At 70.6% G+C, this 23,288-nt stretch carries 17 protein-coding genes; 8 read left to right on the plus strand and 9 right to left on the minus strand.

Annotation, left to right across the window (positions count from 1 at the left end; translation table 11 throughout):
• The 5 genes from CLV30_RS04570 (at window position 1) to CLV30_RS04590 (ending at window position 5,389) form a co-directional block, all read left to right on the plus strand.
• Window positions 1-1,383 carry an alkaline phosphatase family protein gene (locus CLV30_RS04570; RefSeq protein ID WP_106535973.1) on the plus strand — a complete coding sequence of 461 codons (1,383 nt, stop codon included), beginning with the start codon at window positions 1-3 and terminating at the stop codon, window positions 1,381-1,383.
• A 108-nt stretch (window positions 1,384-1,491) separates the two neighbouring features.
• Window positions 1,492-2,496, plus strand: a complete 1,005-nt coding sequence (locus CLV30_RS04575) for a sugar phosphate isomerase/epimerase family protein (RefSeq protein WP_106535974.1) — start codon at window positions 1,492-1,494, stop codon at window positions 2,494-2,496.
• 139 nt (window positions 2,497-2,635) lie between these two features.
• The gene (locus CLV30_RS04580) at window positions 2,636-3,595 is read left to right on the plus strand and encodes a sugar phosphate isomerase/epimerase family protein (protein WP_106535975.1); all 960 of its coding nucleotides are present in this window, start codon (window positions 2,636-2,638) and stop codon (window positions 3,593-3,595) included.
• 275 nt (window positions 3,596-3,870) lie between these two features.
• Complete coding sequence (locus tag CLV30_RS04585; protein WP_420841954.1) at window positions 3,871-4,869, plus strand: sigma-70 family RNA polymerase sigma factor; 999 nt, start codon at window positions 3,871-3,873, stop codon at window positions 4,867-4,869.
• 31 nt (window positions 4,870-4,900) lie between these two features.
• Entirely contained in the window at window positions 4,901-5,389 is a 489-nt protein-coding gene (locus CLV30_RS04590; protein WP_106535977.1) for a hypothetical protein, read from the plus strand.
• A 36-nt stretch (window positions 5,390-5,425) separates the two neighbouring features.
• Here the strand turns inward: CLV30_RS04590 and CLV30_RS04595 are convergent, their stop codons facing one another.
• Complete coding sequence (locus CLV30_RS04595) at window positions 5,426-5,884, minus strand: SRPBCC family protein (protein ID WP_106535978.1); 459 nt, start codon at window positions 5,882-5,884, stop codon at window positions 5,426-5,428.
• 50 nt (window positions 5,885-5,934) lie between these two features.
• Here CLV30_RS04595 and CLV30_RS04600 point away from each other — a divergent pair, with 50 nt between their 5' ends.
• Complete coding sequence (locus tag CLV30_RS04600; protein ID WP_205740423.1) at window positions 5,935-6,549, plus strand: TetR/AcrR family transcriptional regulator; 615 nt, start codon at window positions 5,935-5,937, stop codon at window positions 6,547-6,549.
• Here the strand turns inward: CLV30_RS04600 and CLV30_RS04605 are convergent.
• Window positions 6,511-7,626 (minus strand): FAD-dependent monooxygenase, encoded by a 1,116-nt coding sequence (locus tag CLV30_RS04605; protein ID WP_106535979.1) that lies wholly within the window; start codon window positions 7,624-7,626, stop codon window positions 6,511-6,513. The two genes, CLV30_RS04600 and CLV30_RS04605, sit on opposite strands and share 39 nt — an antisense overlap.
• 55 nt (window positions 7,627-7,681) lie before the next feature.
• Here CLV30_RS04605 and CLV30_RS04610 point away from each other — a divergent pair, with 55 nt between their 5' ends.
• Window positions 7,682-8,230 (plus strand): TetR/AcrR family transcriptional regulator, encoded by a 549-nt coding sequence (locus CLV30_RS04610; RefSeq protein WP_165358429.1) that lies wholly within the window; start codon window positions 7,682-7,684, stop codon window positions 8,228-8,230.
• Here CLV30_RS04610 and CLV30_RS04615 read toward each other — a convergent pair.
• Window positions 8,211-11,609: a phosphodiester glycosidase family protein gene (locus CLV30_RS04615; protein WP_106535981.1), complete on the minus strand. Its 3,399-nt coding sequence runs from the start codon at window positions 11,607-11,609 to the stop codon at window positions 8,211-8,213. The genes CLV30_RS04610 and CLV30_RS04615 overlap by 20 nt on opposite strands.
• A gap of 398 nt (window positions 11,610-12,007) precedes the next feature.
• Between CLV30_RS04615 and CLV30_RS04620 the strand changes: the two genes are divergently transcribed.
• The gene (locus CLV30_RS04620; protein ID WP_106536086.1) at window positions 12,008-15,565 is read left to right on the plus strand and encodes a discoidin domain-containing protein; all 3,558 of its coding nucleotides are present in this window, start codon (window positions 12,008-12,010) and stop codon (window positions 15,563-15,565) included.
• A 615-nt stretch (window positions 15,566-16,180) separates the two neighbouring features.
• On the opposite strand, the gene CLV30_RS04625 is transcribed toward CLV30_RS04620, so the two are convergent.
• From CLV30_RS04625 to CLV30_RS04650, 6 genes are all read right to left on the minus strand, one after another.
• Window positions 16,181-17,164, minus strand: a complete 984-nt coding sequence (locus CLV30_RS04625) for a carbohydrate ABC transporter permease (protein WP_106535982.1) — start codon at window positions 17,162-17,164, stop codon at window positions 16,181-16,183.
• Window positions 17,161-18,048, minus strand: a complete 888-nt coding sequence (locus CLV30_RS04630; protein WP_205740421.1) for a carbohydrate ABC transporter permease — start codon at window positions 18,046-18,048, stop codon at window positions 17,161-17,163. Before CLV30_RS04630 ends, CLV30_RS04625 begins: the two co-directional genes overlap by 4 nt.
• Window positions 18,049-18,136: 88 nt before the next feature.
• Window positions 18,137-19,531 carry an ABC transporter substrate-binding protein gene (locus tag CLV30_RS04635; protein ID WP_106536088.1) on the minus strand — a complete coding sequence of 465 codons (1,395 nt, stop codon included), beginning with the start codon at window positions 19,529-19,531 and terminating at the stop codon, window positions 18,137-18,139.
• A gap of 71 nt (window positions 19,532-19,602) precedes the next feature.
• Window positions 19,603-21,261 carry a glycoside hydrolase family 13 protein gene (locus CLV30_RS04640; RefSeq protein WP_106536089.1) on the minus strand — a complete coding sequence of 553 codons (1,659 nt, stop codon included), beginning with the start codon at window positions 21,259-21,261 and terminating at the stop codon, window positions 19,603-19,605.
• A 101-nt stretch (window positions 21,262-21,362) separates the two neighbouring features.
• The gene (locus tag CLV30_RS04645) at window positions 21,363-22,379 is read right to left on the minus strand and encodes a LacI family DNA-binding transcriptional regulator (protein WP_106535983.1); all 1,017 of its coding nucleotides are present in this window, start codon (window positions 22,377-22,379) and stop codon (window positions 21,363-21,365) included.
• Between the two features lie 72 nt (window positions 22,380-22,451).
• The gene (locus CLV30_RS04650; RefSeq protein ID WP_165358428.1) at window positions 22,452-23,261 is read right to left on the minus strand and encodes an MBL fold metallo-hydrolase; all 810 of its coding nucleotides are present in this window, start codon (window positions 23,259-23,261) and stop codon (window positions 22,452-22,454) included.
• Between the last annotated feature and the right edge of the window lie 27 nt (window positions 23,262-23,288).

Consider the following 23,288-nt stretch of genomic DNA (forward strand, 5'->3'; position numbering starts at 1 on the left):
GTGAACAAACTGCTCGTACTCGACGTCGTGGGCTTGACGCCGCGGCTGCTGGAACACGCCCCGTCGTTGCGGGCCGTGGCCGCGCAGGGCTGGCAGGCGCGGCTGGACACCGTGCTGCCGGCGGTGACCTGCCCGGTCCAGTCGACGTTCCTGACCGGCTCGATGCCGCGCGAGCACGGCATCGTCGGCAACGGCTGGTACTTCCGCGACCTGGGCGAGGTGTACCTGTGGCGCCAGCACAACAAGCTGGTCCAGGGCGAGAAGGTCTGGGAGACCGCGCGCAGGGCCGAGCCCGGCTACCGGGTGGCGAACGTGTGCTGGTGGTACGCCATGGGTGCCAGCACCGACTGGACGGTGACCCCGCGGCCGATCTACCACGCCGACGGGCGCAAGTCGCCGGACTGCTACACCCGGCCGCCGGAGCTGCACGACGCCCTCACCAACGCGCTCGGCCCGTTCCCGCTGTTCAACTACTGGGGGCCGACGGCGTCGCTGAAGTCGAGTGAGTGGATCGTGGCGGCCTCGCGGAAACTGCTGCCGCAGGCCGACATGACGCTGACCTACGTCCCGCACCTCGACTACGACCTGCAGCGTTACGGCCCCGACAGTCCGGAGGCGATCGCTGCCGTCCAGGACGTCGACCGGGTGCTCGCGCCGTTGCTGGCCGACGCGCGCGAGCAGGGCGCGACGGTGCTGGCGATGAGCGAGTACGGCATCCAGCCGGCGAACAGGCCGGTGCACATCAACCGGGCGCTGCGCGAGGAGGGCCTGCTCGAGGTCTACACCCAGGCCGGCATGGAGTACCTCGATCCGTGGAAGTCGCACGCGTTCGCCGTCGCCGACCATCAGGTCGCGCACGTCTACGTGTCCGAGCACGCGGACCTGGCCGCGGTCCGGCGGGTGTGCGAGGGGCTGCCCGGGGTCGAGCTCGTCCTCGACCGGGCCGGGCAGCACGACTACGGCATCGACCACGAACGGGCCGGCGATCTGGTGCTCGTCGCCGAGCCGGGCGCGTGGTTCGCCTACTACTACTGGCACGACGACGCCCGCGCGCCGGACTTCGCCCGTGGCGTCGACATCCACCGCAAACCCGGCTACGACCCGGCCGAGCTGTTCTTCGACCCGGACGATCCGCGGGTGAAGATGCGCGCGGGCATGGCGCTGGCGCGGAAGAAGGCCGGACTGCGGTACACGATGAACGTCGTGCCGACGGACGGACGGTGGGTGAAAGGCACCCACGGCCGGCTGCCCGACGACCCCGTCGACGGGCCGGTGCTGCTGTGCAGCGACCCGTCGACGGCACGGGACCGGCTGGCGGCGACGGACGTGCGGGATCTGATGCTCGAGCTCGCCGGCGTGTCCGTCCCCGCCACGACCACCTGACCACCGCGACCCAAGAAATGATCACGTTCAGCATGGAATTCCATGCGTCACCAGGCTTACAGCCCTAGTGATGCGTCGGAAGTCCTGGTGACGGAAGGAGTACATCGCATGAGCCGACCGATCACGTTGTTCACGGGGCAGTGGGCCGACCTGCCGTTCGAGGAGGTCGCCCGGCTCGCCTCGGAGTGGGGGTACGACGGGCTGGAGATCGCCTGCTGGGGTGATCACCTGGACGTCTGGCGCGCCGCCGAGGACGACGCCTACGTGCGCTCCCGGCACGACGTGCTGGAGAAGTACGGGTTGAAGGTGTGGGCGATCTCCAACCACCTGAAGGGGCAGGCGGTCTGCGACGATCCCATCGACGCGCGGCACCGGGCGATCCTGCCGGACGCGATCTGGGGTGACGGCGACCCCGAGGGTGTCCGGCAGCGCGCCGCCGAGGAGATGAAGGTGACCGCGCGCGCGGCGGCGCGGCTCGGTGTCTCGACGGTGGTCGGGTTCACCGGCTCGGCCATCTGGAAGTACGTCGCGATGTTCCCGCCGGTCTCGCAGGACCTGATCGACGCCGGCTACCAGGACTTCGTCGACCGCTGGAACCCGATCCTGGACGTGTTCGACGAGGTGGGCGTGCGGTTCGCGCACGAGGTGCACCCGTCGGAGATCGCCTACGACTACTGGACGACGGTGCGCACGCTGGAGGCCATCGGCCACCGTCCGACGTTCGGCCTGAACTGGGACCCCAGCCACATGGTGTGGCAGGGCATCGACCCGGCCGGGTTCCTGTGGGACTTCCAGGACCGGATCTACCACGTCGACTGCAAGGACACGAAGCTGCAGGTGCCCAACGGCCGGGCCGGCCGGCTCGGGTCGCACCTGGCCTGGGCCGATCCGCGCCGTGGGTGGGACTTCGTGTCCACCGGGCACGGCGACGTGCCGTGGGAGCAGTGTTTCCGCGTGCTCGGCGCCATCGGCTACGAGGGCCCGATCTCGGTGGAGTGGGAGGACGCGGGCATGGACCGGCTGCGCGGAGCGGCTGAGGCCGTGCAGTACGTCCGCTCGCACTTCTTCGAGCCCCCGGAGGCGGCCTTCGACGCCGCGTTCAGCTCCTCCTGACCCGACCCACCCGAGACCCACCCAACCCCACCCCATGATCATCGGCACTTGGCGGCCATACAGACGTCTAACTGCCGATGATCATCGGGGTGTCGGTCAGTGCTCGATCCACGCATCACCCTACGGAGAGGGGAACACCATGTGTTACGGGTATGACGGCCACGGCGCGCTGCGCCAGTCGCTGTCCGAGCGGGGCCTCGACCGCCGCGGCTTCCTGAAGGGCGCGGCGGCCACGGCCGGTGGCGTGGCGCTCGCCGGTGCGGGTGCAACGGCCGCCGCGCAGGCGACGGCCCGGCCCGCGCCGAACCGCCCGATCGTGCCGCCGGGGCTGATCAGCATCCAGCTGTACTCGGTCCGCGAGGCGCTGGGCGGCGAGCCGGGCTTCGACGCCACACTGCGCGCGATCGCGGACTTCGGCTACCCGAAGGTGGAGCAGGCCGGCTATTACGGCCGTACGGCCGCCGAGCTGCGTGCGTTCTACGACGAGATCGGCGTGAAGTGCACGTCCAGCCACGACGGCATCAGCGGTGATCAGGCAGGGCTCGACCAGAAGATCGAGAACGCGCTCACCCTCGGCCAGGGCTACATGGTCGTCCCGTACCTGAACTCGTCGAGCCTCAGCGACTGGCAGGCATGGGCCGAGCGGATGAACGTCGAGGCCGAGCAGGCCAAGGCCGCCGGACTGCGGTACGGCTATCACAACCACGCGCACGAGTTCACCATCGACCTCGGCGGTGGCCGCACGCCGTGGGACGTCCTCACCTCCGAGCTGGACCCGGGGCTGGTGCACCTGGAGATCGACATCTACTGGGTGGTCACCGGCGGTATCAACAGCGGCGAGGGTGTGGACGACCCGGAGGGCTTCACGCTCGACGTCATCCGCCGCGCTCCGCAGAAGGTGCTGCAGTACCACGTGAAGGACCGGCACGCCGACACCGGCGACATGGCCGACCTCGGCACGGGGCACATCGACTTCCCGCGGATCTTCCGCGGGCACCGGGTGCTCGAGTACATCATGGAGAACGACACACCGGACGTCACGCCGCTGCAGACCGCGCGGGTCGGCTACGACTACCTGCGCAACGTGCGGATGCGCTGACGCACCCGGCTTGCGGCCGGTCGCACGTCCCGAAAGGAGGGGCGCGCGGCCGGCCGTCGTCGTTCTCGGTGCGGGATCCTCGGTGAGCGGCGGCCGTGCGGATGCTCGTGCGAGCGAGCGTGCGCGTGGCTGTGCACGTCATCCGCGACGATGTTCAGGTGAACGATGATCGTCGAATCGGCTCGGAAGGGTAGATGTGAGCCAGTCCCGCAGGGCACACTTGGTGGCGAGCCGAGGTGGTGCCGGTGGTTCGATCGAGGGTGGACGATCATGCGGTGCCGTCCCAACGCGGGCGGCACGAGCACGGTGGACATGCGGGTGCCGTGGCCGCGGAGACGGCAGCGGCCGAGGCCGGCAGTGGCCGTGACGACGGCGCCGATCTCACCAGGCGATACCTGCGCGAGATCGGACGGGTGCCGCTGTTGTCGGCGGCCGACGAGGTGGCGCTGGCGCGGGCCATCGAGGTCGGCGTGCTGGCCGAGGAGCGGCTGTCGTCGTCGAACGGACGCGATCCCGACCACGACGCCCTGGTCGAGCTGGTCCGCCGGGGCCGGCAGGCGAAGGCCGAGCTGGTCGAGGCGAACCTGCGGCTGGTGGTCTCGGTCGCTCGCCGCTACACCCGCCGTGGCCTGCCGCTGCTCGACCTGGTGCAGGAGGGCAACGTCGGCCTGATGCGCGCGGTCGAACGGTTCGACTACGCCAAGGGTTTCAAGTTCTCGACCTACGCCACCTGGTGGATCCGCCAGGCCATCAGCCGCGCGCTGGCCGAGCAGGGGCGGACCATCCGGCTGCCGGTGCACGTGGTCGACGAGCTGAACCGGGTGCTGCGGGCGGTGCGTTCGGCCGCGCAGATCCAGGCACGCGACCTCAGCGTCGACGAGATCGCGGAGGCGACGTCGCTCGACCCGGAGCGGGTCGCCGAGCTGCTGTCGTACGCCGACGAGCCGGTGAGCCTGCAGTCGCCGGTGGGCGAGGCCGCCGACACCTCGTTCGGCGATTTCGTCGAGGACAACGACGCCCTCACGCCGGACGAGCTGGTGGCCCGGCTGATGTTACGCGACCAGGTCGAGCAGGTGCTGGACGGCCTCAGCGAGCGCGAACGTCGGGTCGTGCGGCTGCGGTACGGGCTGGACGACGGCCGGGCGCGCACGCTCGAGGAGGTCGGCCAGGAGTTCGGCGTCACCCGCGAGCGGGTCCGCCAGATCGAGCACCGCACGCTGACCAAGCTGCGGCGGAACGAGTGGGCGGGCGAGCTGCGCGACTATCTCGTGTAACGGGGCGGAGCCACTCGTCTATGGTGGCCGTGTGCGTCTACGGCGAAACCGCGATGTCGAGGGGCTGCGGCCCGGCGAACGGCTGCTCGCGAAGGCGGAGAGCACCGACGGTGGCGACGTGGTGGCCACGAGCCGGGGCCTGCGCCTGCCCGGAGGACCGGAAGGCTCCGAGGAGGTCGAGTGGAGCAGCATCGAGTCGGCCTCGTGGGATGGTGACGACAACCGGCTCGACGTGCGCGAGGTGCCCGACGCCGCGGGCGGGCGCCGCCGGCACCGGGTGGCGCTGCAGGAGCCGGGGCCGCTGGTCGACATCGTCCGCGAGCAGGTCACGGCCAGCGTCCTCATCAGCCGGCACGTGCCGGTCACCGGCGGTCGTGGCGTGCGGGTGACCGGACGCCGCACCGCCGACGACAAGATCGTGTGGTCCGCGCAGCTCGACGCGGGAGTGGACGTGAACGACCCGGACGTCCGCGAACAGGTCGAAGCCGCGGTGTCACAGGTCCGCAACGAGGTGGAGTGAGCGTCCCACCCCTGACATTCATGGGGAGACGGGGGGTCAGCCGTTCCCGGCGGCGCGGCCCTCGAGCGCTGCGGCGCGCTCGGCGAGCCCGTCGACCGAGCGTTGCAGGAACGTCGTCAGGCTCCGGCGGTAGACGCCGCCCATGCCCGGCATCTTCGCGCGGAACGTCGAGTGCCAGCGGATCCGCGTGCCGTCGGCCGTCTCGGTGAGATCGATGTCGGCCCGGTAGCCCCGGACGGCCATGCCCTCGAGCAGGACGTAGCTCAACCGGCGCCCGGGGACGCACTCGACGATCCGCTCGCGGTTGCGCAGCCGACCGGTCCGGAAGATCCGGATGGCGCCGGCGCCCTCGCTGCCGTCGTCGGCCGGTCGCTCCAGCTCGAACGAGCCCAGTGGCGACCACGTCGGCCAGGTCGCGCCGTCGACCAGCAACGCGTGCACGGTGTGTGGCGACGCGGCTGTCGTCGCGCTGACGTCGATGTCCTGAACAGCCATGGTGGAACCTCCCCAACGGTTGTACCAAATGGTACAGATACGATGTCGGGGTGACCGAGGAGGGCGGCAGGCAGCGCCTGCTCGAGACCGCGGTGGAATACGTCGCGGCGCACGGCGTGGGTGAACGCAGCCTCCGGCAGATCGCGTCGGCGCTGGGCACCAGCCATCGGATGCTGATCTACCACTTCGGCTCGAAGGAAGGGCTGCTCGTCGAGGTGGTGCGGCTCATGGAGCAGCGCCAGCGCGACTCGCTGGCCGAGCTGGAGGTCGACGACGCGCCGCCTGGCGAGGTCGCACGCAGGTCCTGGGCCAGGGTGTCCGATCCGCAGCTGTGGCCGTACGAGCGGTTGTTCTTCGAGGTCTACGGGCGTGCGCTGCACGGCGACCCGGCGGCGACGCCGCTGCTCGACGGCATCGTCGACGCGTGGGTCGACCCGCTGGCGGTCTCGATGCAGCGCTGGGGACTGACCGGCGACGACGCCCGGGCGCAGGCACGCCTCGGCGTGGCGGTCGCGCGCGGACTGCTGCTCGACCTGCTCGCGACCGGTGACCGCGCCGGCGTGGACGCCGCGATGGAGCGGTTCGTCGCGCTGGTGGAAGGGCTCGCCGCCGGGGGCGATGCGGACTCAGCCGGGAGGCGTCCAGTCGAGCACCGGTGTGAGTGAACGTACGAGCGCCGATCGGGGCGTGCGGGCCATCACCGCGTCGCGCAGCGCCACCGCTGGCGCCGCCGACCATTGCGCCACCCGGCCGATCCGGCGGGCGCGCCGCGCGATCATCCGGGTGCGCGGCCGCCGTGACCGATCGTAGGCGGCCAGCGCGTCGTCCATGTGGCGACCGCCGGCCGCCGACGCGGCGAGTACCACCGAGTCCTCGAGCGCCTGGCAGGCGCCCTGGCCGAGATCAGGGGTCATCGCGTGCGCGGCGTCGCCGAGCAGGGCGACGCGGCCGGCCGTGAAGGTCCGCAGCGGCGGCAGGTGGTGGATGTCGTGCCGCGCGACGGCGTGCGGCTCGGTGGCCGCGAGTAGTCGCGGGATCGGCTCGTGCCACGACGCGAACCGTGTCCGCAGCGCACTCACGTCCGCCTCCACGCCACCCTGCGGCGCGTTCACGGTGGCGAAGCAGTAGGCGCGTCCGTCCGGCAACGGCGCGTACCCGAAGCGGGTGCCGCGTCCCCACGTCTCGCCGCCGTCCTCCAGGTCGACCGGTGAGGTGACCATGCGCCAGGCGGTGTAGCCGGCGTAGCGCGGTGCCGGCGCGTCCGGCACGACCGAGCGCCGGACCACGCTGCCGATGCCGTCGGCGCCGACCACGACGTCACCGCCCGAGGTGCCGTCCGAGTGCCGCACGGTGCCGTCCGGCGTCACCTCGTGCACGGTCACGCCCGGGTGCAGCGCACCGGGCGGCACGTTCGAGCGCAGCGTGTCCAGCAGGTCGGCGCGGTGCAGCATGGCCATCTGGCCGAACCGGCGCTCGAGCTCGTCGGTGTCGGTGCGCGACAGCCACCGGCCGGTGCGGTCGCGGATCCCGGCCTGCATGCTCAGCAGCGCCCGACTCCGCACCACCGAACCCACACCCAGCGTGTCCAGGGCGCGCAGCGCGTTCGGCCACAGCGATATGCCGGCGCCGACCTCGGTGAACTCGTCCGCGCGCTCCAGGACCTCCACCTGCCAGCCGTGCCGATCGAATGCCACCGCCGCCGCGAGCCCGCCGATGCCGCCGCCCACGATGAGTGCTTTCATCGGTATTCTCCTCTACATCAGTAGTGGACATACTACAGCTGTAGAGGATATGCCGATGACGCGCCGGTCCGAGATCACCGACGCCGCGATCACGACGGCCGCCCGTGCCGGCATGCGCGGGCTGACCCACCGTGCCGTGGACCGCGCCGCGGGCCTGCCCGAGGGATCGACGTCGTACTACTTCCGCACCCGGGACGCACTGCTGCAAGGCATGCTGGAGCGCCTCGTCGAGCGCGACGCGGCGGAGCTGCCACCCGCGAACCGGGACCTCGACGGCTTCGCCGACCACGTCGCCGGGGTGCTGGTACGGCGGCTCACCGTCGAACGTGAGCGCGAGCTCGCCCGCTACGAGCTCACCCTCGAAGCCACCCGCCACCCGGAGCTCCGGGAAGTGCTGATCGAGACCGGGGCACGGGTCCGCGGCATGATCGCCGCGCAGCTCGGTGCCGCCGGTGTCGCCGAGCCCGAACGACGGGCACGGGAGTTCATCGCGTTCGTCGACGGGCTGCTGTTCGACCAGGTCGCCCGAGCCGGGACGGAGGAGCTGTCCACCGCCCGGCTCCGGCGCCTGATCCGTGCCCTGCTCAGCGCTCTCGGCGCGTGAGGTGTACGCGAACGGTCTCGGTCGCGTCGTTGACGGTGACCCGGACCGTCGCCACCCCCGGACGCAGCGCCGTGAGCTCCCTGGTCGACGGGTCGAAGGCCGCGACGTGCCGTCGTCCCGCGTCTGCGGGCTCGCCCACGTACACGTTGGGCGCGGGGTCCCAGTCGGAGCTGACCGGGTAGTCGACCGGAACGCTGCGCCCGCCCTGGGCGACCGTGGCGGTCAGCGTCGTCGTCGCGCCGACCGGCAGTGGATCGGGCGTCGACACCGTCAGCTCGTCCACGTGCGGGCGCAGCTCGGCGGTGATCCAGTCCGGCCCGCCCTCGTGCGGGGCGGCGGCCGCCTCGTCCTGCTCCGGCGGTGTCACCGGGTCCACGCCGAACATCGACCAGCCACTGAACCCGCCGTCGGCCGCGCCGGTGGACGGGGTCTTGGCCGCGTTGCCGTTGATCACGTACGGCACGCCGTCCACCGACTCGGCGTGGAACAGTCCGACGTGCCCGCCGACGAAGGCCACGCCCTTGCCGGTGTCGTGCTGGAACTCGGCGAGCCACTGCTCCAGGAGTGCCGCTTCGTGCCGGTCGGCGAGCTGGCTGTTGTCGGACGGCGTCGGGTCACGCGGCGGGTGGTGCTGGATGACGACGACCGAGTTCACCGCCGGGTCCTCGGCGGCGGAGTCCAGTGCCTGGCGCAGCATCGCGATCTGGTCGAAGCCGCTGCCGTTCCAGGTGCCCAGCGCCGTGTTCATGGTCACGAACCGGGTGCCCTGGTGATCGAAGACGCGATGGGTCTCGCCGAAGTGCTGCTCGAAGTTGGCGATGTCCGCGCCCATGACCTCGTGATTGCCGGGAACGTAGTAGTAGGGGACGGAGTCGCCGATCTCCTCGTCCAGGATCCGCCGCGCGAGCCGGAAGTCCGCCTCGGACGCCTCGTCGACGAAGTCGCCGGCGATGACGAAGAAGTCCGGGTCGGCTGCCCTGATCTCACGGAGCGTGCGGCGCGCGCCCCGCACCAGTGCGGAGTCGGGGTTCCGAGCCACGAACTGCGCGTCGCTCATGACCGCGAAGGTCCATTCCTCGTCGCCGGCGGAGGCGTTCTGCGCGACCACCGGGTCCTGTGGCTCGGACGGGGCTGGCACCTCGACGGACGGCGCGGCCTCGACGTACAGGTTGTCGATGGCGACCTCGCCGGTGTACTGCGCGGAGGCCTTCGTCTCGATGATCGTCAACCGCTTGAACGCGAGATCGTCCGGATAGCCCTCCGGCACGGCCAGCTCCACGGTGCGCCAGCCCTCCCAGGTGACGTACGGGCCGTAGACCGCGGGCAGGGTGTTGCCGTCACCGTCGACGAACGTGAACGCGGTCCACTCGCCCTGGCCGCTGCCGCGGATGGACAGCCCGAACGAACGCGACCGGCCCTCGACGCCCAGCGGCTCCTCGAGCGACGCGACCCCCAGCCGGGTGGCCGTGGCCTGGGTGAAGTCGTACGAGAGCTGTAGTCCGGCGCCGTCCTCACCGTCCGGGGTGGGCGCCACCTCCGCGGTGGCGCGGGTGCCGTACGCGTACCACGCCGCCGGGTCGTCGAACGTGTCCAGGACGTGGCGTTGCACGCCGACGCTCACCGCGACGACCGTCTCGGCGCCGCCGACCCGTACCGCGACCCGGCCGGCGACGCCTTCGCGGACCGGCTCCACCCGGAAGCCGCGGGCCCCGTCCGGGACGACCTCGAACAGCGCCGGGTCGTAGTCCAGCTCGACATCGGCCGGCTCGATCGGTGCGGTGTTCCCGTGCGCGTCGTGTCCGATGACGCCGAAGGTGGCGGTGTCGTCCACCGAGGCGACGTTCACCGAGCGCTCGGTGGTGGTGACCCGTTCCGGCGCCTCCAGCACCTCGAGCGTGACGTCGTCGGACGCGTCGCCGGCCGCCGCGGTCACGGTGGCGGTGCCGGGCTCGTCCGGCACCGCGACGGCGGTGGTCCCGTCCCCGGTCACGGTCCCGTTGGTGCTCTCCCAGCTGAGCTGCGGATCGTCGGTGGCCGGGGCGAACGACGAGTCGTGCGGACGGGCGGTGATGGTGCGGCCGAGCCCCGCGAACACCCGGTCGGGCCGCCCGCCGGGCACGGGCGCGTCACCCGGCGCGGTCGCGGACGAGAGGGCGGTCGAGGCCCGGACACCGGCCGTGGCGCCGTCGGCCTCGGGGGCGAAGACGCCCAGGCCGTTCGGGACGCTGCGCAGTCCGCCGTCGCTGAGCTCGTTGTCCACGGTGAGCGTGTCGGTGCCCGGCTCGCGCGTCACCATCGTCGACGAGCCGCCGCCGTCGATCTCCACGGCGGTGTGCACGCCGCGGTCGGCCATCAGGCGAGCCATCTCGCCGAGGGTGGCTCCGCGGCTGTGGCTGTGGTTGTCGCCGTCGGCGCTCAGGATGGTGATCTCGGAGCCGTCGGCGGAGAAGCCGATCGCGGTGCGCGCGGCGTAGATGCTGTCGTTCACCGGCCGTGCCGTGCCGTCGTCGACCAGCAGCGCGCCGGTGCCGATCGCGGTGTGCACCGGCTCGCCGTCGGCCGTGGTGGCCTCCCACGACACAGTGACGGGGTCGCCGGGCTCCAGCGCGCCGAGCAGGCTCGCGCCGTCGCCGCGACCGACGAGCGCGACGGAGCCTTCCGGCAGGGTGCCCGTGCCGGCGGCGTCGCTGACCGAGCGCACCACGTCGTCGGCGACGATCACCTCGGTGACGTCCGCGGCGTTCTGGACCGCGCGGGTCCGCGGGTGCGCACCCCACGCCGGCGTGTAGGCGCCGATGCCGTCGGCGGGCAGGGTGGAGGTGTTCAGCCGGTCGAGTGTGGCGTCGTCGCCAGGCAGGTCCACGGAGCCGGTGAACTCGAGGCCGGTGACCCGGCCGGTGCTGTCGTCGTCGAACGCGACGATCCGGCCGTCGCCTCCGGACGGCGACTTGAGCAACTCACCGTCGCGCACGACGGCGCCGTTCGGCGCGTTGGAGTTGTTGATGTCGTAGAAGTCGCCGTTCACGGCCGCGACCGCACCGGCCGCCTCGGCCTGCTCGGTGACGGGGGCGACGTCGGTGAGGCTGCCAGCCGCGAGGTAGCCGACCGAGGCGCCCTCGTCGACGTCGACCGTGACGGCATCGGTGACCTGCCAGCCCCGGTCGTCGATCGTCTCCGTCTCCTCGGCGGTGACGCCGGCGGTGACCGGACGCGTGCGCGTGTCGGTCTCGATCACGTCCGGTGGGGCGGCGGTCGTGGACGGCGCGGCGCTGGACACGGCGGACGACGCGGCCACGCCGGGCGTCACCAGCGCGACCGCGGTGAGCAGTGCGTACGCCGGCCGGCGTCTGCGCCCCCGGCCGGTTGCGGAGCTGAACACTGGTTGGACCTCCTCTGAGTGGGCAGAGCCTGCCCAGTGTGTCCGGTGGGTGAAGATTGTCCGTTAACAGATGTCGGCTGCGCGACGAACGTCGTCCATGCCGGTGCGGTGAAGCCACATCTGTCCGGCGCTGCGAACGGTGCCGACCACGCACTCGGGCGAGCCGTTGACGCCCCAGAGGCGTGTGTGTAATATCTCGGCAAACTTACGCAAAACTGGAACTGTTTAACGTTCTAGTGGAGTGTTACCGCCGCAAAGTCCGACGGATCGATCCACTCTTGCCCTTTGTCCCCACAAAGAAAGAGGTGTCCGTCATGTCGGTTCCAAGATCACCGAGCGCGCTCCCTCGCCGCATCGGGCGAGGCCTGACGGCCGTGCTACCGGCGGCAGTGCTGGTCATGGCCGGTTTGCCGAGTTCGCCCGGGCAGGCCGCGCACGTCCCCGCCTCCACCCCCGCCGGGGACGACCTCGCCGCGGACCGCCCGATGAGCGCGAGCAGCCACACCGACGTCTACGTCGCGGCGAACGCCAACGACGGCGATCCGGGCAGTTACTGGGAGAGCGCGAACCACGAGTTCCCAGAGTGGCTCCAGGTCGACCTCGGCGTGTCCGTCCCGGTCGACAGCCTGGTGCTGCGCCTGCCTACCGGCGGCTGGGAGGCGCGCACCCAGGCCATCGAGGTTCTGGGCAGCTCCGACGGCTCGTCGTTCTCCACCCTGGTCGCCGAGGACCGGTACACGTTCCGACCGGAGGGCTCCAACACCGTGACCGTCACGTTCGACGCCGTCACGGCCCGGTACCTGCGGCTCCGGTTCACCGCGAACACCGCGTGGCCGGCCGGTCAGCTGTCCGAGCTCGAGGTGTACGGCCCGTCCGGAGGCGACACCGAGGCGCCGAGCGCCCCGGCGAACCTGGCCTACAGCCGGCCGTCAGCCGACGAGATCGAGCTGACGTGGGACGCCGCGAGCGACGACGTCGGCGTGACCGGCTACGACGTGTACGCCAACGGCGAGCTGCTGACCAGCGTCGACGGCTCGGCGTTGTCGTACACGGACACGCGTCCCGCGCACGAGACAGTCACCTACCACGTCCGGGCGCGTGATGCCGTGGGCAACCAGTCGCCCGACAGCAACGCCGTCACCCGCGAGGGCGCAGGTGACGGACCCGGCCGGAACCTGGCGGCCGGGCGGCCGATCAGCGCGTCGTCGACCGTGCACACCTATGTCGCGGCCAACGCCAACGACGACGACACCGGCACCTACTGGGAAGGGGCGCCCGGAGCGTACCCGAGCACACTCACTGTCGAGCTGGGCGCGAACGCCGAGGCCAACGCCGTCGTCGTGCAGCTGAACCCGGACCCCGTCTGGGGGCCGCGGACACAGACGCTGGAGGTCCTCGGTCGTGCGCAGGGCTCGAGCTCGTTCCAGAGCATCGTGCCGGAGCGGGAGTACGCGTTCGACCCGGCGTCCGGCAACACCGTGACCATCCCGGTGTCCGCGACCGCGGCCGACTTCCGCCTCGAGTTCACTGCGAACACCGGCGCGCCGAATGGTCAGGTCGCGGAGTTCCAGGTGATCGGCGAGTCGGCGCCGAACCCGGACCTCGTGGTCGCCGACCTGGCGTGGAGCCCGGGCGCGCCGTCCGCGAGCGACGACGTGACGTTGTCGGCAACCGTGCGCAACACCGGTGAACTGGCAGCGCCCGCGACGTCGGTCGACTTCTCGCTGGACGCGGCCACGGTGGGATCGACCGAGGTCGGACCGCTCGACGCCGGCGCGTCGGCCAGCGTGTCGGCGGACGTCGGAGCGCTCGACGCGGCCTCGTACGAGCTGAGCGCCGAGGTCGACCCGGCTGGATCGGTGGTGGAACGAGACGACACCAACAACACCGAGACGCATCCGGACGCGCTGGTCGTCGCGCCGGCGGCGACCTCGGACCTGGTCCCGGTGTTGTCATGGACGCCGCAGAACCCGGCTGCGGGCGAGACCGTCGATTTCACCGTCGCGCTAGAGAACCGGGGCACCGTCGCGTCCGCCAGCGGTGCGCACGGCGTCACGCTGACCGTGACCGACGGTTCCGAGAACGTCGTACGAACCCTGAGCGGGTCGCACGACGGCGTCCTCGAGCCGGGCGCGGGCTCCGCACCGGTCGACGTCGGCTCGTGGACCGCGGCGGACGGGCAGTTCACGGTGGCGGTCGAGGCCGACGCGGACGCGAACGAACTGCCCGTCGCTCAAGACAACAACACCGCGAACCGGTCGCTGTTCATCGGCCGCGGCGCCGACATGCCGTACGTGATGCTCGAGGCGGAGGACGCCGTCGTCGGCGGCGGGGCGCAGGTGCTGGCCCCGAACCGGACCATCGGCGACCTCGCGGGGGAGGCGTCCGGACGGCAGGCCGTGACGCTGGACCGCACCGGCGAGTACGTCGAGTTCACCACGACGCAGAGCACGAACACGCTGGTCACCCGCTTCTCCATCCCGGACGCCGCGGGCGGCGGCGGGATCGAGGCCACCCTGAACGTCTACGTCGACGGCGAGTATCTGCGGTCGATGCCGCTGACCTCGAGGTTCGCCTGGCTCTACGGCAACGAGGCCAGCCCCGGCAACTCGCCCGGCCTCGGTGAGCCGCGGCACATCTACGACGAGGCGAACATCCTGCTGGACACCACGGTGCCCGCCGGAAGCACCATCCGGCTGCAGAAGGACGCGGAGAACACGTCGACCTACGCGATCGACTTCGTCAGCCTCGAACAGGTCGCCCCGGAACCGAACCCGGACCCGCAGCGCTACATCGAGCCCGACGGGTTCACCCACGCCGACGTGCAGGACGTCCTGGACGAGTTCCGCATGGACACGTCCGGCGAACTGCTCGGTGTCTACCTGCCGCCGGGCGACTACCGGACCGGGCGGAAGTTCCAGGTCTACGGCAAGCCGATCGAGGTGATCGGCGCGGGCCCCTGGTACACCCGGTTCAACGCACCCGCCACGCAGAACAACACCGACGTGGGGTTCCGCGCCGACTCGTCGGTCAACGGGTCGACGTTCTCCGGGTTCGCCTACTTCGGCAACTACACGTCGCGCATCGACGGCCCGGGCAAGGTGTTCGACTTCCACGACGTCTCGGACATCACCATCGACGACATCTGGGTCGAGCACATGGTCTGCATGTACTGGGGCACCAACACCGACAACATGACGATCAAGAACTCGCGGGCGCGGAACCTGTTCGCCGACGTGCTGAACATGACCAACGGCAGCACGAACAACCTGGTCACCAACATCGAGTCGCGTGCTTCCGGCGACGACAGCTTCGCGCTGTTCGCCGCCACCGACAGCGGCGGCGGTGACCAGACCGGCAACGTCTACGAGAACCTGACCTCGATCCTGACCTGGCGGGCCGCGGGACTGGCCGTGTACGGCGGCTACGGCAACACGTTCCGCGACATCCACATCGCCGACACGCTGGTCTACTCCGGCATCACGATCAGCTCGCTGGACTTCGGCATCCCGATGGACGGGTTCGGAGCGGACCCGCCCACCCGGTTCGAGAACATCTCCGTGGTACGTGCCGGTGGCCACTTCTGGGGAGCCCAGACGTTCCCCGGGATCTGGATCTTCTCGGCGTCGGAGGAGTTCCAGGGCATCCGGGTGAACAACGTCGACATCGTCGACCCGACGTACTCGGGGATCATGTTCCAGACCGGCTACGAGGGTGGGCAGCCGCTGAACCCGGTGACCGACACCGTGTTCACCGACGTCACCATCCGTGGGGCACGGAAGAGCGGCGACGAGTTCGACGCGAAGTCGGGCTTCGGCATCTGGGTGAACGAGATGCCCGAGCAGGGACAGGGTCCGGCTGTCGGCTCGGCGGTGTTCGACAACCTGACGTTGATCGACAACCACCAGGACATCAAGAACACCACGTCCACCTTCGAGCTCGTCATCAACGAGTAGCCCGGGTAAGCCGGGTGGAGCGTTCGCCGGCCGCGGTGGCTCAGCTTGCCGCGACCGGCGAACGCATCTCGCCGTCTCGGATCACGTCGAGTCGGACGTGCTCAACCGGTATGCGGAACCGCGGCCACCGGCCGTCCGCACTTGGCTCCGGGGACTACGGACCCATGGTCGCACCGATGAACCTCGACCTTGTGATCTGCCTGTCCACCGTCCTGGGTGTTCGGCCTGCCGCGTCCGGATCGTCCGGCCTGCCGTCCGTAGACCACCGTCGGCGTGGCGACGAACGTCGAGTGCTCGTGGGCCGGAGGTATACGTGCGTGCTGGATGTACATATGAGCGTCGGATATACAACTGAGCGACGAACACAGCCGCGAAAGTGCCGGTATCCGACGCTCAGTTGTATATCCGACGCTGAGTTGTATGCCGATGTGTCGGCGGGCGACGGCTGTGTGTGATGTGCGCTGCTCGAGGGCTGAACCTGGTCGAGCCGTGAGTGGCCTGCGTCTCCGTCGCCGCGGAGGTCGGGCCATCACGAGGCGTGTGCACGCATCACCAGGCTTGCAGGGGTGGTGACGCATGGAATTCCATGCGGAACGTGATCATTTTCGGGAGGGGTCAGCCTTTGACGGCGCCGCCGAGGCCGGCGTTGCGGAGGAACAGCCGCTGGAACGCGAGGAAGATCGCGATCGGCAGTGCCATCGAGATGAGCAGCGCGGCGAGGAACACGTCCAGCTCGACGGTGTCGCGGATGATCGGCAGCCGCACCGACAGCGGCTGGATCGTCGGCTCCGGCAGTACGATCAGCGGCCAGAGGAAGTCCTTCCACGCGTTCAGCACGGCGAAGATCGACACGACGCCGAGGATCGGCTTGGACATCGGCAGGACCACGGCGACGAGCATCCGGAACGGACCGGCCCCGTCCATCCGGGCGGCCTCGAAGACGTCCCGCGGCAGGCTGTCCATGAACCGCTTGACCAGCAGCAGGTTGAACGCGTTCGCCCCGGCGGGCAGCCACACCGCCCAGTAGGTGTTGAGCAGCGACGTTCCCAGCACCGGCAGCTCCAGCACGGTGAGGAACAGCGGCACGAGAACGACGACACCGGGCACGAACAGCGTCGCCAGCACAGCGCCGGTGAGCAGCCGCGAGAACCTCGGCCGCAGCACGGACAGCACGTATCCTCCGGTGGTCGCGACCAGCAGCTGGCAGAACCACGAGCCCAGGGCGACCCACACCGTGTTGGTGAAGTACCTGCTGATCTCCGCCTCGTTCCACGCCGTCGACAGGTTCGCCCAGTCGATCCCGTTCGGCCACAGCGCCAGGGGAGTGCGCAGCGTGTCCTGCGTGGTGGTCACTGCCGCCTTGGCCAGCCACAGCATCGGCCCGATAGCGGCGACCAACAGCATGACCAGCACCAGGCCCTGTGCCGTGCGCATCGCCCACCGGGTGCGGGGCCGGGCCCGGTCGAAGTCGGAGAGGATGCCCCGCTCGCTCGGCCGGGCTCTCCGTCGCCGCGGCGCCGTCGCCGGCGCGACCCGGCCCGCCGGCGCCTCCGGATTCGACTGCCGGGTCTTCTCGGGCGCTTGCACGGACTCGCTCATGACGTGCTCCAGGACCGGGTGACACGGAAGTACAGCGCGGACATGATCGCCAGGAACAGGGCGAGCAGCACCGACAGTGCGGTGGCCGCTCCGTAGTCGCCGAACCGGAACGCGTAGTCGTAGATCTGCAGCAGCACCGTCGTCGTCGCGTTCTGCGGTCCGCCGCCGGTCATCAGGAACGGCTCGGTGAAGATCTGGAACGTCGAGATCACCTGGAGGATCAGCGTGATCAGCAGGATGTTGCGCAGCTGCGGCAGCGTGACGTGCCAGACCTTCTTCCACAGCCCGGCGCCGTCGACCTCAGCAGCGTCGTACAGTTCGGTGCGGACGCCGGTCAGTGCGGCCAGGTAGATGAGCACGGTGGCCCCGGCGTTGGCCCAGGTCGCCTGCAGGACGAGGGACGGCATCGCGGACGAGGCGTCCTGGATCCACGGGAACGGGCCGAGCCCGACCCAGCCGAGGATCGTGTTGAACACGCCCGTCGAGCTCGCGTCGTAGAAGAACCGCCACAGCAGCACGGCGACCACCGGCGGGACCACGACCGGCAGGTAGGCCAGCACGCTGAACAGGCCCTTCGCCCGTCGCACCTCGCTCATCAGGACGGCCAACAGCAGTGGCACCGGGTAGCCGAACAGCATCGCCAAGAGGGTGAAGTAGACCGTGTTCCGCACCGAGGTCCAGAACAGCGGGTCACCCAGGACCTGACGGAAGTTGTCCAGTCCCACCCAGGACGGGTCGGTGACCAGGTTGGTCTCCTGCAGGCTCATGACCAGCGCCCGCCCGATCGGGAACCAGGCGAACAGTCCGAAGACCACCAGCAGTGGCAGCAGCAGAACCAGCGTGCTCAGGCCGCCGCCGCGCGCCCAGCGGGCTATTGCGCTCACTGAGTTCCTCCCCGGTCGTCGGTCGGTGACTTCCCGGGGCCCGCGGGGTGGGCGGTCACCCGCGGGCCCCAGGCCGTGCGGTGTGCGCTCACCCGTCGGCGAGCAGGCTGCTGACGTTTTCGTTCGCGGTTTCGAGCAGGGCGTCGATGTCGGCGTTCTCGTCGTTCAGCACGGCCTGCACCACGGTGTCGAGCTCGGCGTACAGCTCCTGTGCCTTGACCGGCGGTTCCGGGATCAGCGGCTGATCGAGGATCCCGTTCTTGAACGGCATCATCTGCTCGAGTGGGACGTTGACGTACTCGGCGATCCACGTCTCGGCCTGTTCGAGCTGGTCGGCGTCGAAGATCGGCAGGGTGGGCGTGCCGACGGGAGCGTCGCTCTCGGCCTTGCTCATCGCGTCCGCGACCGCGGCCTCCTGCTCGGTGAGCTTGCCCATGTAGTAGAAGTCGATCCACTTCACGGCGGCAGCCCTCTCCGCGTCGGAGGCGTCCGGCCGTACGGCGACGATGCTGCCGCCGCCGAGCACGCCGGAGTCGGGGCCGTCCAGCGGGATGGTCGTCAGCCCGTAGGTCTCCGGGTCCACGTTGTTCTCGGTGACCAGGCTGTTGTAGACGTCCGAGCCGCCGATGTACATGCCCACCTGGCCTGCGGCGAACGCCTGGTTGATTGTTCCCCACTCGTACAGGAAGTTGTCTCCCATCGAGTCGTCCTCCCAGCGCATCGCATGCAGCGTCTCGAGCGCGCGCCGGGTCGCGGGGTTGTCGAGCGTCGCGGTGACGTCGTCGCCGGAGCCTTCCTCGACCCGGCCGCCCATCGCGTAGGTCTGGGTGGTGAGGATCCAGCCGCCGGTGTTGTTCTGGCTCATCTGGGCGTAGCCGGCCTGGCCGGTGGCGTCGGCGATGGTGTCGGCGTACCGGCGGATCTCGTCCCAGGTCTGTGGCGGCTTGTCGGGGTCGAGGCCCGCCTGCTCGAACAGTGCCCGGTTGTAGTGCAGTCCCATCCCGTACGCCTCGACGGGGACGCCGTGGATCGCGCCGGACTCGTCCTGGACGACCTCGAGAACACTGGGGTTGAAATCACCGGCGTACGGCAGCGACTTCACCTCGGCGGTGAGGTCGGCGACCTGCCCGCGCTCGATCAGCTCCTTGCCGTAGGTGAACGGGAACTGGAAGGCCGTCGGCAGCGTGCCGCCGGCGAGCTGGGCGGCGAACGTCGCGGGGTCCCACTCGTACTCGCTCGGCTCGACGTCGATGTTCGGATGGGCCTGCTCGAACTCTTTCACCCGGGCCAGGAACGCCTTCCTGGCCGCCTTCTCGGTCGACGGCGGCAGGTTGGTGACACCGATGGTCACGCCGGCGTCGTCCGAGCCGCCGTCGCCGTCCGAGCCGGCTCCGTCGTCGTTGTCGGACCCGCAGGCGGCGACCGTGCTCAACGCCAGCACTGCGGCGGTGACGGTCCCCAGCCGGGTACGCGTGCTGCTCATCTCGTGCTCCAATTCCTCTTCGCGCCGCGTCGGACGGCGGCGTCCGGTCGGTTCGGATCCCCGGTGCCTCGTCAGGACGCTGACGACAGCCGCAGCCACGCAGTGGTGTCGGCGGGCAGCCGGCCCTGCTCGAGGTCGGCGCTCGACAGCACGACCCGGTCGTGCTCGGGCAGATCGACGGAACGGGTGGACAGGTTGACGATGCAGGCGAACCGATCGCCACGGCGGAAGGCCAGCACGTCGTCATCGGTGGAGGGCAGCCACTGCAGGTCACCGTCACCGAGCTCCGGCTCGGTGCGTCGTAGCCGCAGCGCGGTGCGGTAGAGCGTCAGCGTGGACGCCGGGTCGGCGTCCTGGGCGGCGACGGTGCGGTCGGACCAGTCGCCGGGTTGGGGCAGCCACGGCTCCGCCGCGGCGCCGGAAGGGTTGAAGCCGTACGGCGGTTCGTGCCCCTCCCACGGCAGCGGTACTCGGGCGCCGTCGCGTCCGGGATCGATGCCGCCGGAGCGGAAGTACATCGGGTCCTGGATCCGGTGCGCCTCGATGTCCTCGACCTCGGGAAGCCCGAGCTCCTCGCCCTGGTACACGTAGACCGCGCCGGGCAGCGCCATGGCCAGCAGCGCGGCGGCCCGAGCGCGGCGCAGGCCGAGCGCGGTGTCGGTGGGGACGCCGGCTCGCTTCGACTCGAAGGCGAACGACGTGTCGTCGCGTCCGTACCGGGTGACCGGGCGGGTGACGTCGTGGTTGGACAGCACCCAGGTGGCCGGGGCGTCCACCAGCGCATGCGCGGCGAGCGTGTCGTCGATGACCCGGCGCAGCCGGCCCGGCTCCCACGGGCAGGTGAGGAAGTCGAAGTTGAACGCGGTGTGCAGCTCGTCCGGGCGCAGGTAACGGCTCATCCGGTGCGGATCGGGGAGCCAGATCTCGCCGATCAGGACGCGCGGCTGCGGATAACCGTCGGCGATCCGCCGCCAGCTGCGGTAGATGTCGTGCAGCTCCTCGCGGTCGACGTGCGCGTGCTCGCCGGGAGCGTGGTCCGGGTCGACCTCCGGCAGGTCCGGGTGTTTGACCAGGAGTGCCGCGGAGTCGATGCGGACGCCGGCGGCGCCGCGGTCGAACCAGAACTTCAGGATCTGCTCGAACTCGTGGTGCACGGACGGGTGGTCCCAGTTCAGGTCCGGTTGTTCCGGAGCGAACAGGTGCAGGTACCACTCGCCGGGCGTCCCGTCGGCGTTCTTGGACCGGGTCCACGCCGGGCCGCCGAAGTTGGACGTCCAGTTGTTCGGCGGCTCCTCGCCGTTGGCGCCGCGGCCGGGCCGGAACCAGAACCGTTCCCGCGCCACCGACCCGGGAGGCGTGTTCAGCGCCGCCTCGAACCAGGGGTGCTGGTCGGAGACGTGGTTGGGGACGACGTCGACGATGGTGCGGATGCCCAGCTCGCGGGCCTCGGTGATGAGCTGCTCCGCCTCGGACAGCGTGCCGAAGGTGGGGTCGACGGAGCGGTAGTCGCTGACGTCGTACCCGCCGTCGGCCATCGGCGACGGGTACCACGGCGTGAACCACAGCGCGTCGACGCCGAGGTCACGCAGGTAGCCCAGCCGGGACCGGACACCGGCGAGATCGCCGGTCCCGTCGCCGTTCCGGTCGGCGAAGCTGCGGACGTAGATCTGATAGATGACCGCGCCGCGCCACCAGTCGTGGTCGGCGTCGAGCGCCTGTTCCCGCATCATGGCGGTCACGTTAACGACGTGACCAACACCGCGCAAGAGTTAGACAGTTTTTTGCAGGAAAGCGATAGACGCCGGTGTGACGACGGCAGCCCCGCGGATGGTCACCGCGCCGTGCCGGTCGGCGGCGCGGTGGAGCCACGGACGACGAGCTCCGGCTCGTGCAGGAGCTCGTCAGCCGCGATGCCGCTGCCGGAGATCAGCCGCACCAGCAGATCGACCGAGGCCTTGCCCATGGCCTCGATCGGCTGCCGGACCGTGGTCAGCGGGGGATCGGTGCAGTTCATGAACGCGGAGTCGTCGTAGCCGACGACGGACAGGTCGTGCGGGACGGCCATGCCGGCGCGTTTGGCGGCGCGGATGGCACCGAGAGCCATCGGGTCGCTGCCGCAGATCACGGCCGTGACGCCACGGCGCAACAGGCGTGCCGCTGCGGCCTGCCCGCCCTCGAGCGAGTGCATCGCGTGTTCGACGTGTGTGTCGGCGAGCTCGACGCCAGCGGCGGCCATGGTGCGACGGGCGGCGGTCAGCTTGCGCAGCGAGGGGACGTGATCGGGCGGGCCCAGGACGAGGCCGATGCTGGTGTGCCCGAGTGACAGCAAGTGTCCGACCGCCTGTTCGGCCGCGACGGCGTCGTCGCACGACACCCGGGGGAATGGCAGCCCGTCGATGCCCGCGTTGACCATCACCGTGGGCAGTTGCCGCTCCGCCAGCTGGGCGTAGTGGTCATGGGCGCCGTCGGCGCCGCTGTACAGCCCGCCGGCGAACAGCACGCCCGAGACGTGCTGCTGGAAGAGCAGTTCGATGTAGTCGGCCTCCGAGACGCCGCCGACCGTCTGCGTGCACAGCACCGGTGTCAGGCCCTGCTGGGCGAGCGAGCCGCCGACGACGTCGGCGAACGCGGGAAAGATCGGGTTCTGCAGCTCCGGCAGGACCAGTCCCACCAGTCGAGCGCGTTCGCCGCGGAGCTTGGTCGGCCGCTCGTAGCCGAGTACGTCCAGTGCCGTGAGTACCGAGTCGCGGGTCGCGTCCGAGACGCCTGGGCGACCGTTGAGCACCCTGCTCACCGTCGCTTCGCTCACGCCGACCTTGATCGCGACCTCAGTCAATCGTCCTGCCATGGCCGCAACTCTACGACAGATATCTGCAAGTATCTTGCAGCTGTCAGCGGTGGGTCGGGGGCCGCCGCGGGGTTACCGGCTCCGGGCGGGCTCGCGTCCAGCCACGAGCACCGTGCCGTCGAGCGGGGCGGAAGCGCCGATGCCGGCCAGGACCTCGTCGAGCTCCGGGCCCGGCGGGTTGCGATGTCCGAGCGCGACCGCGACCACCTGCGTGTGCTCGTCGACGGCCCCGCGGGTACGCAGGCGTGTGACGCTGTGCGCGAACGCGTCGAGATCATGATGGTCGTCCACGGGAGGCCCGAGCCCGTTGGTGCAGTCCAGCAGCACCACGTCGTACGTCGGATGGTCGTGCTCGGGCAGCGGCGCGCCGGTGTCCCAAGCGGCGAGCACCCGGTCGTCGACGTTGTAGAGCAGCGCCGGGCCGACGTGCGGATCGTCCGGCCAGTGCCGTGCGGGCATGGCGGCGACGGTGTGCCCACTGGCCAGCCGGAGGCGCTGCCCGCCCGACAGTGGCGTCCAGGTCACCGGCCCGGCCGGGGCGACCCACGGCCGGCAGATCTCCAGCGCCGCCGGCGGGCCGGCGATCTCGAGCGGCGCCTCCCGCCGATCGGTGCCGGCGTGCGCGCTCTGCCGCCAGAACAGCGGCTGCGGGTCGGCGTGGTCCGGGTGCGCGTGCGTGAACAGGACGGTGCGCACGTCGTCAAGCGGCACTGCGGCCCGACGCGCGCTGCCGGTGTCGATCAGCAGGGTGCGGTCGATCAGCACGGACGTCTGTCCGCGAGCCGCGCCCGGGGTTGCCCGCGCCCAGTCGCACGAGCGGCAGCGGCACCACGGATTCGGCCAGCCGTCGCCCGCGCCGGTGCCCAGCAGGAGGATCTCCACGCGCGCCATTGTCCACGCCACCCTCCC

This window comes from Haloactinopolyspora alba, from assembly GCF_003014555.1.
In the GTDB taxonomy this organism is placed as follows: domain Bacteria; phylum Actinomycetota; class Actinomycetes; order Jiangellales; family Jiangellaceae; genus Haloactinopolyspora; species Haloactinopolyspora alba.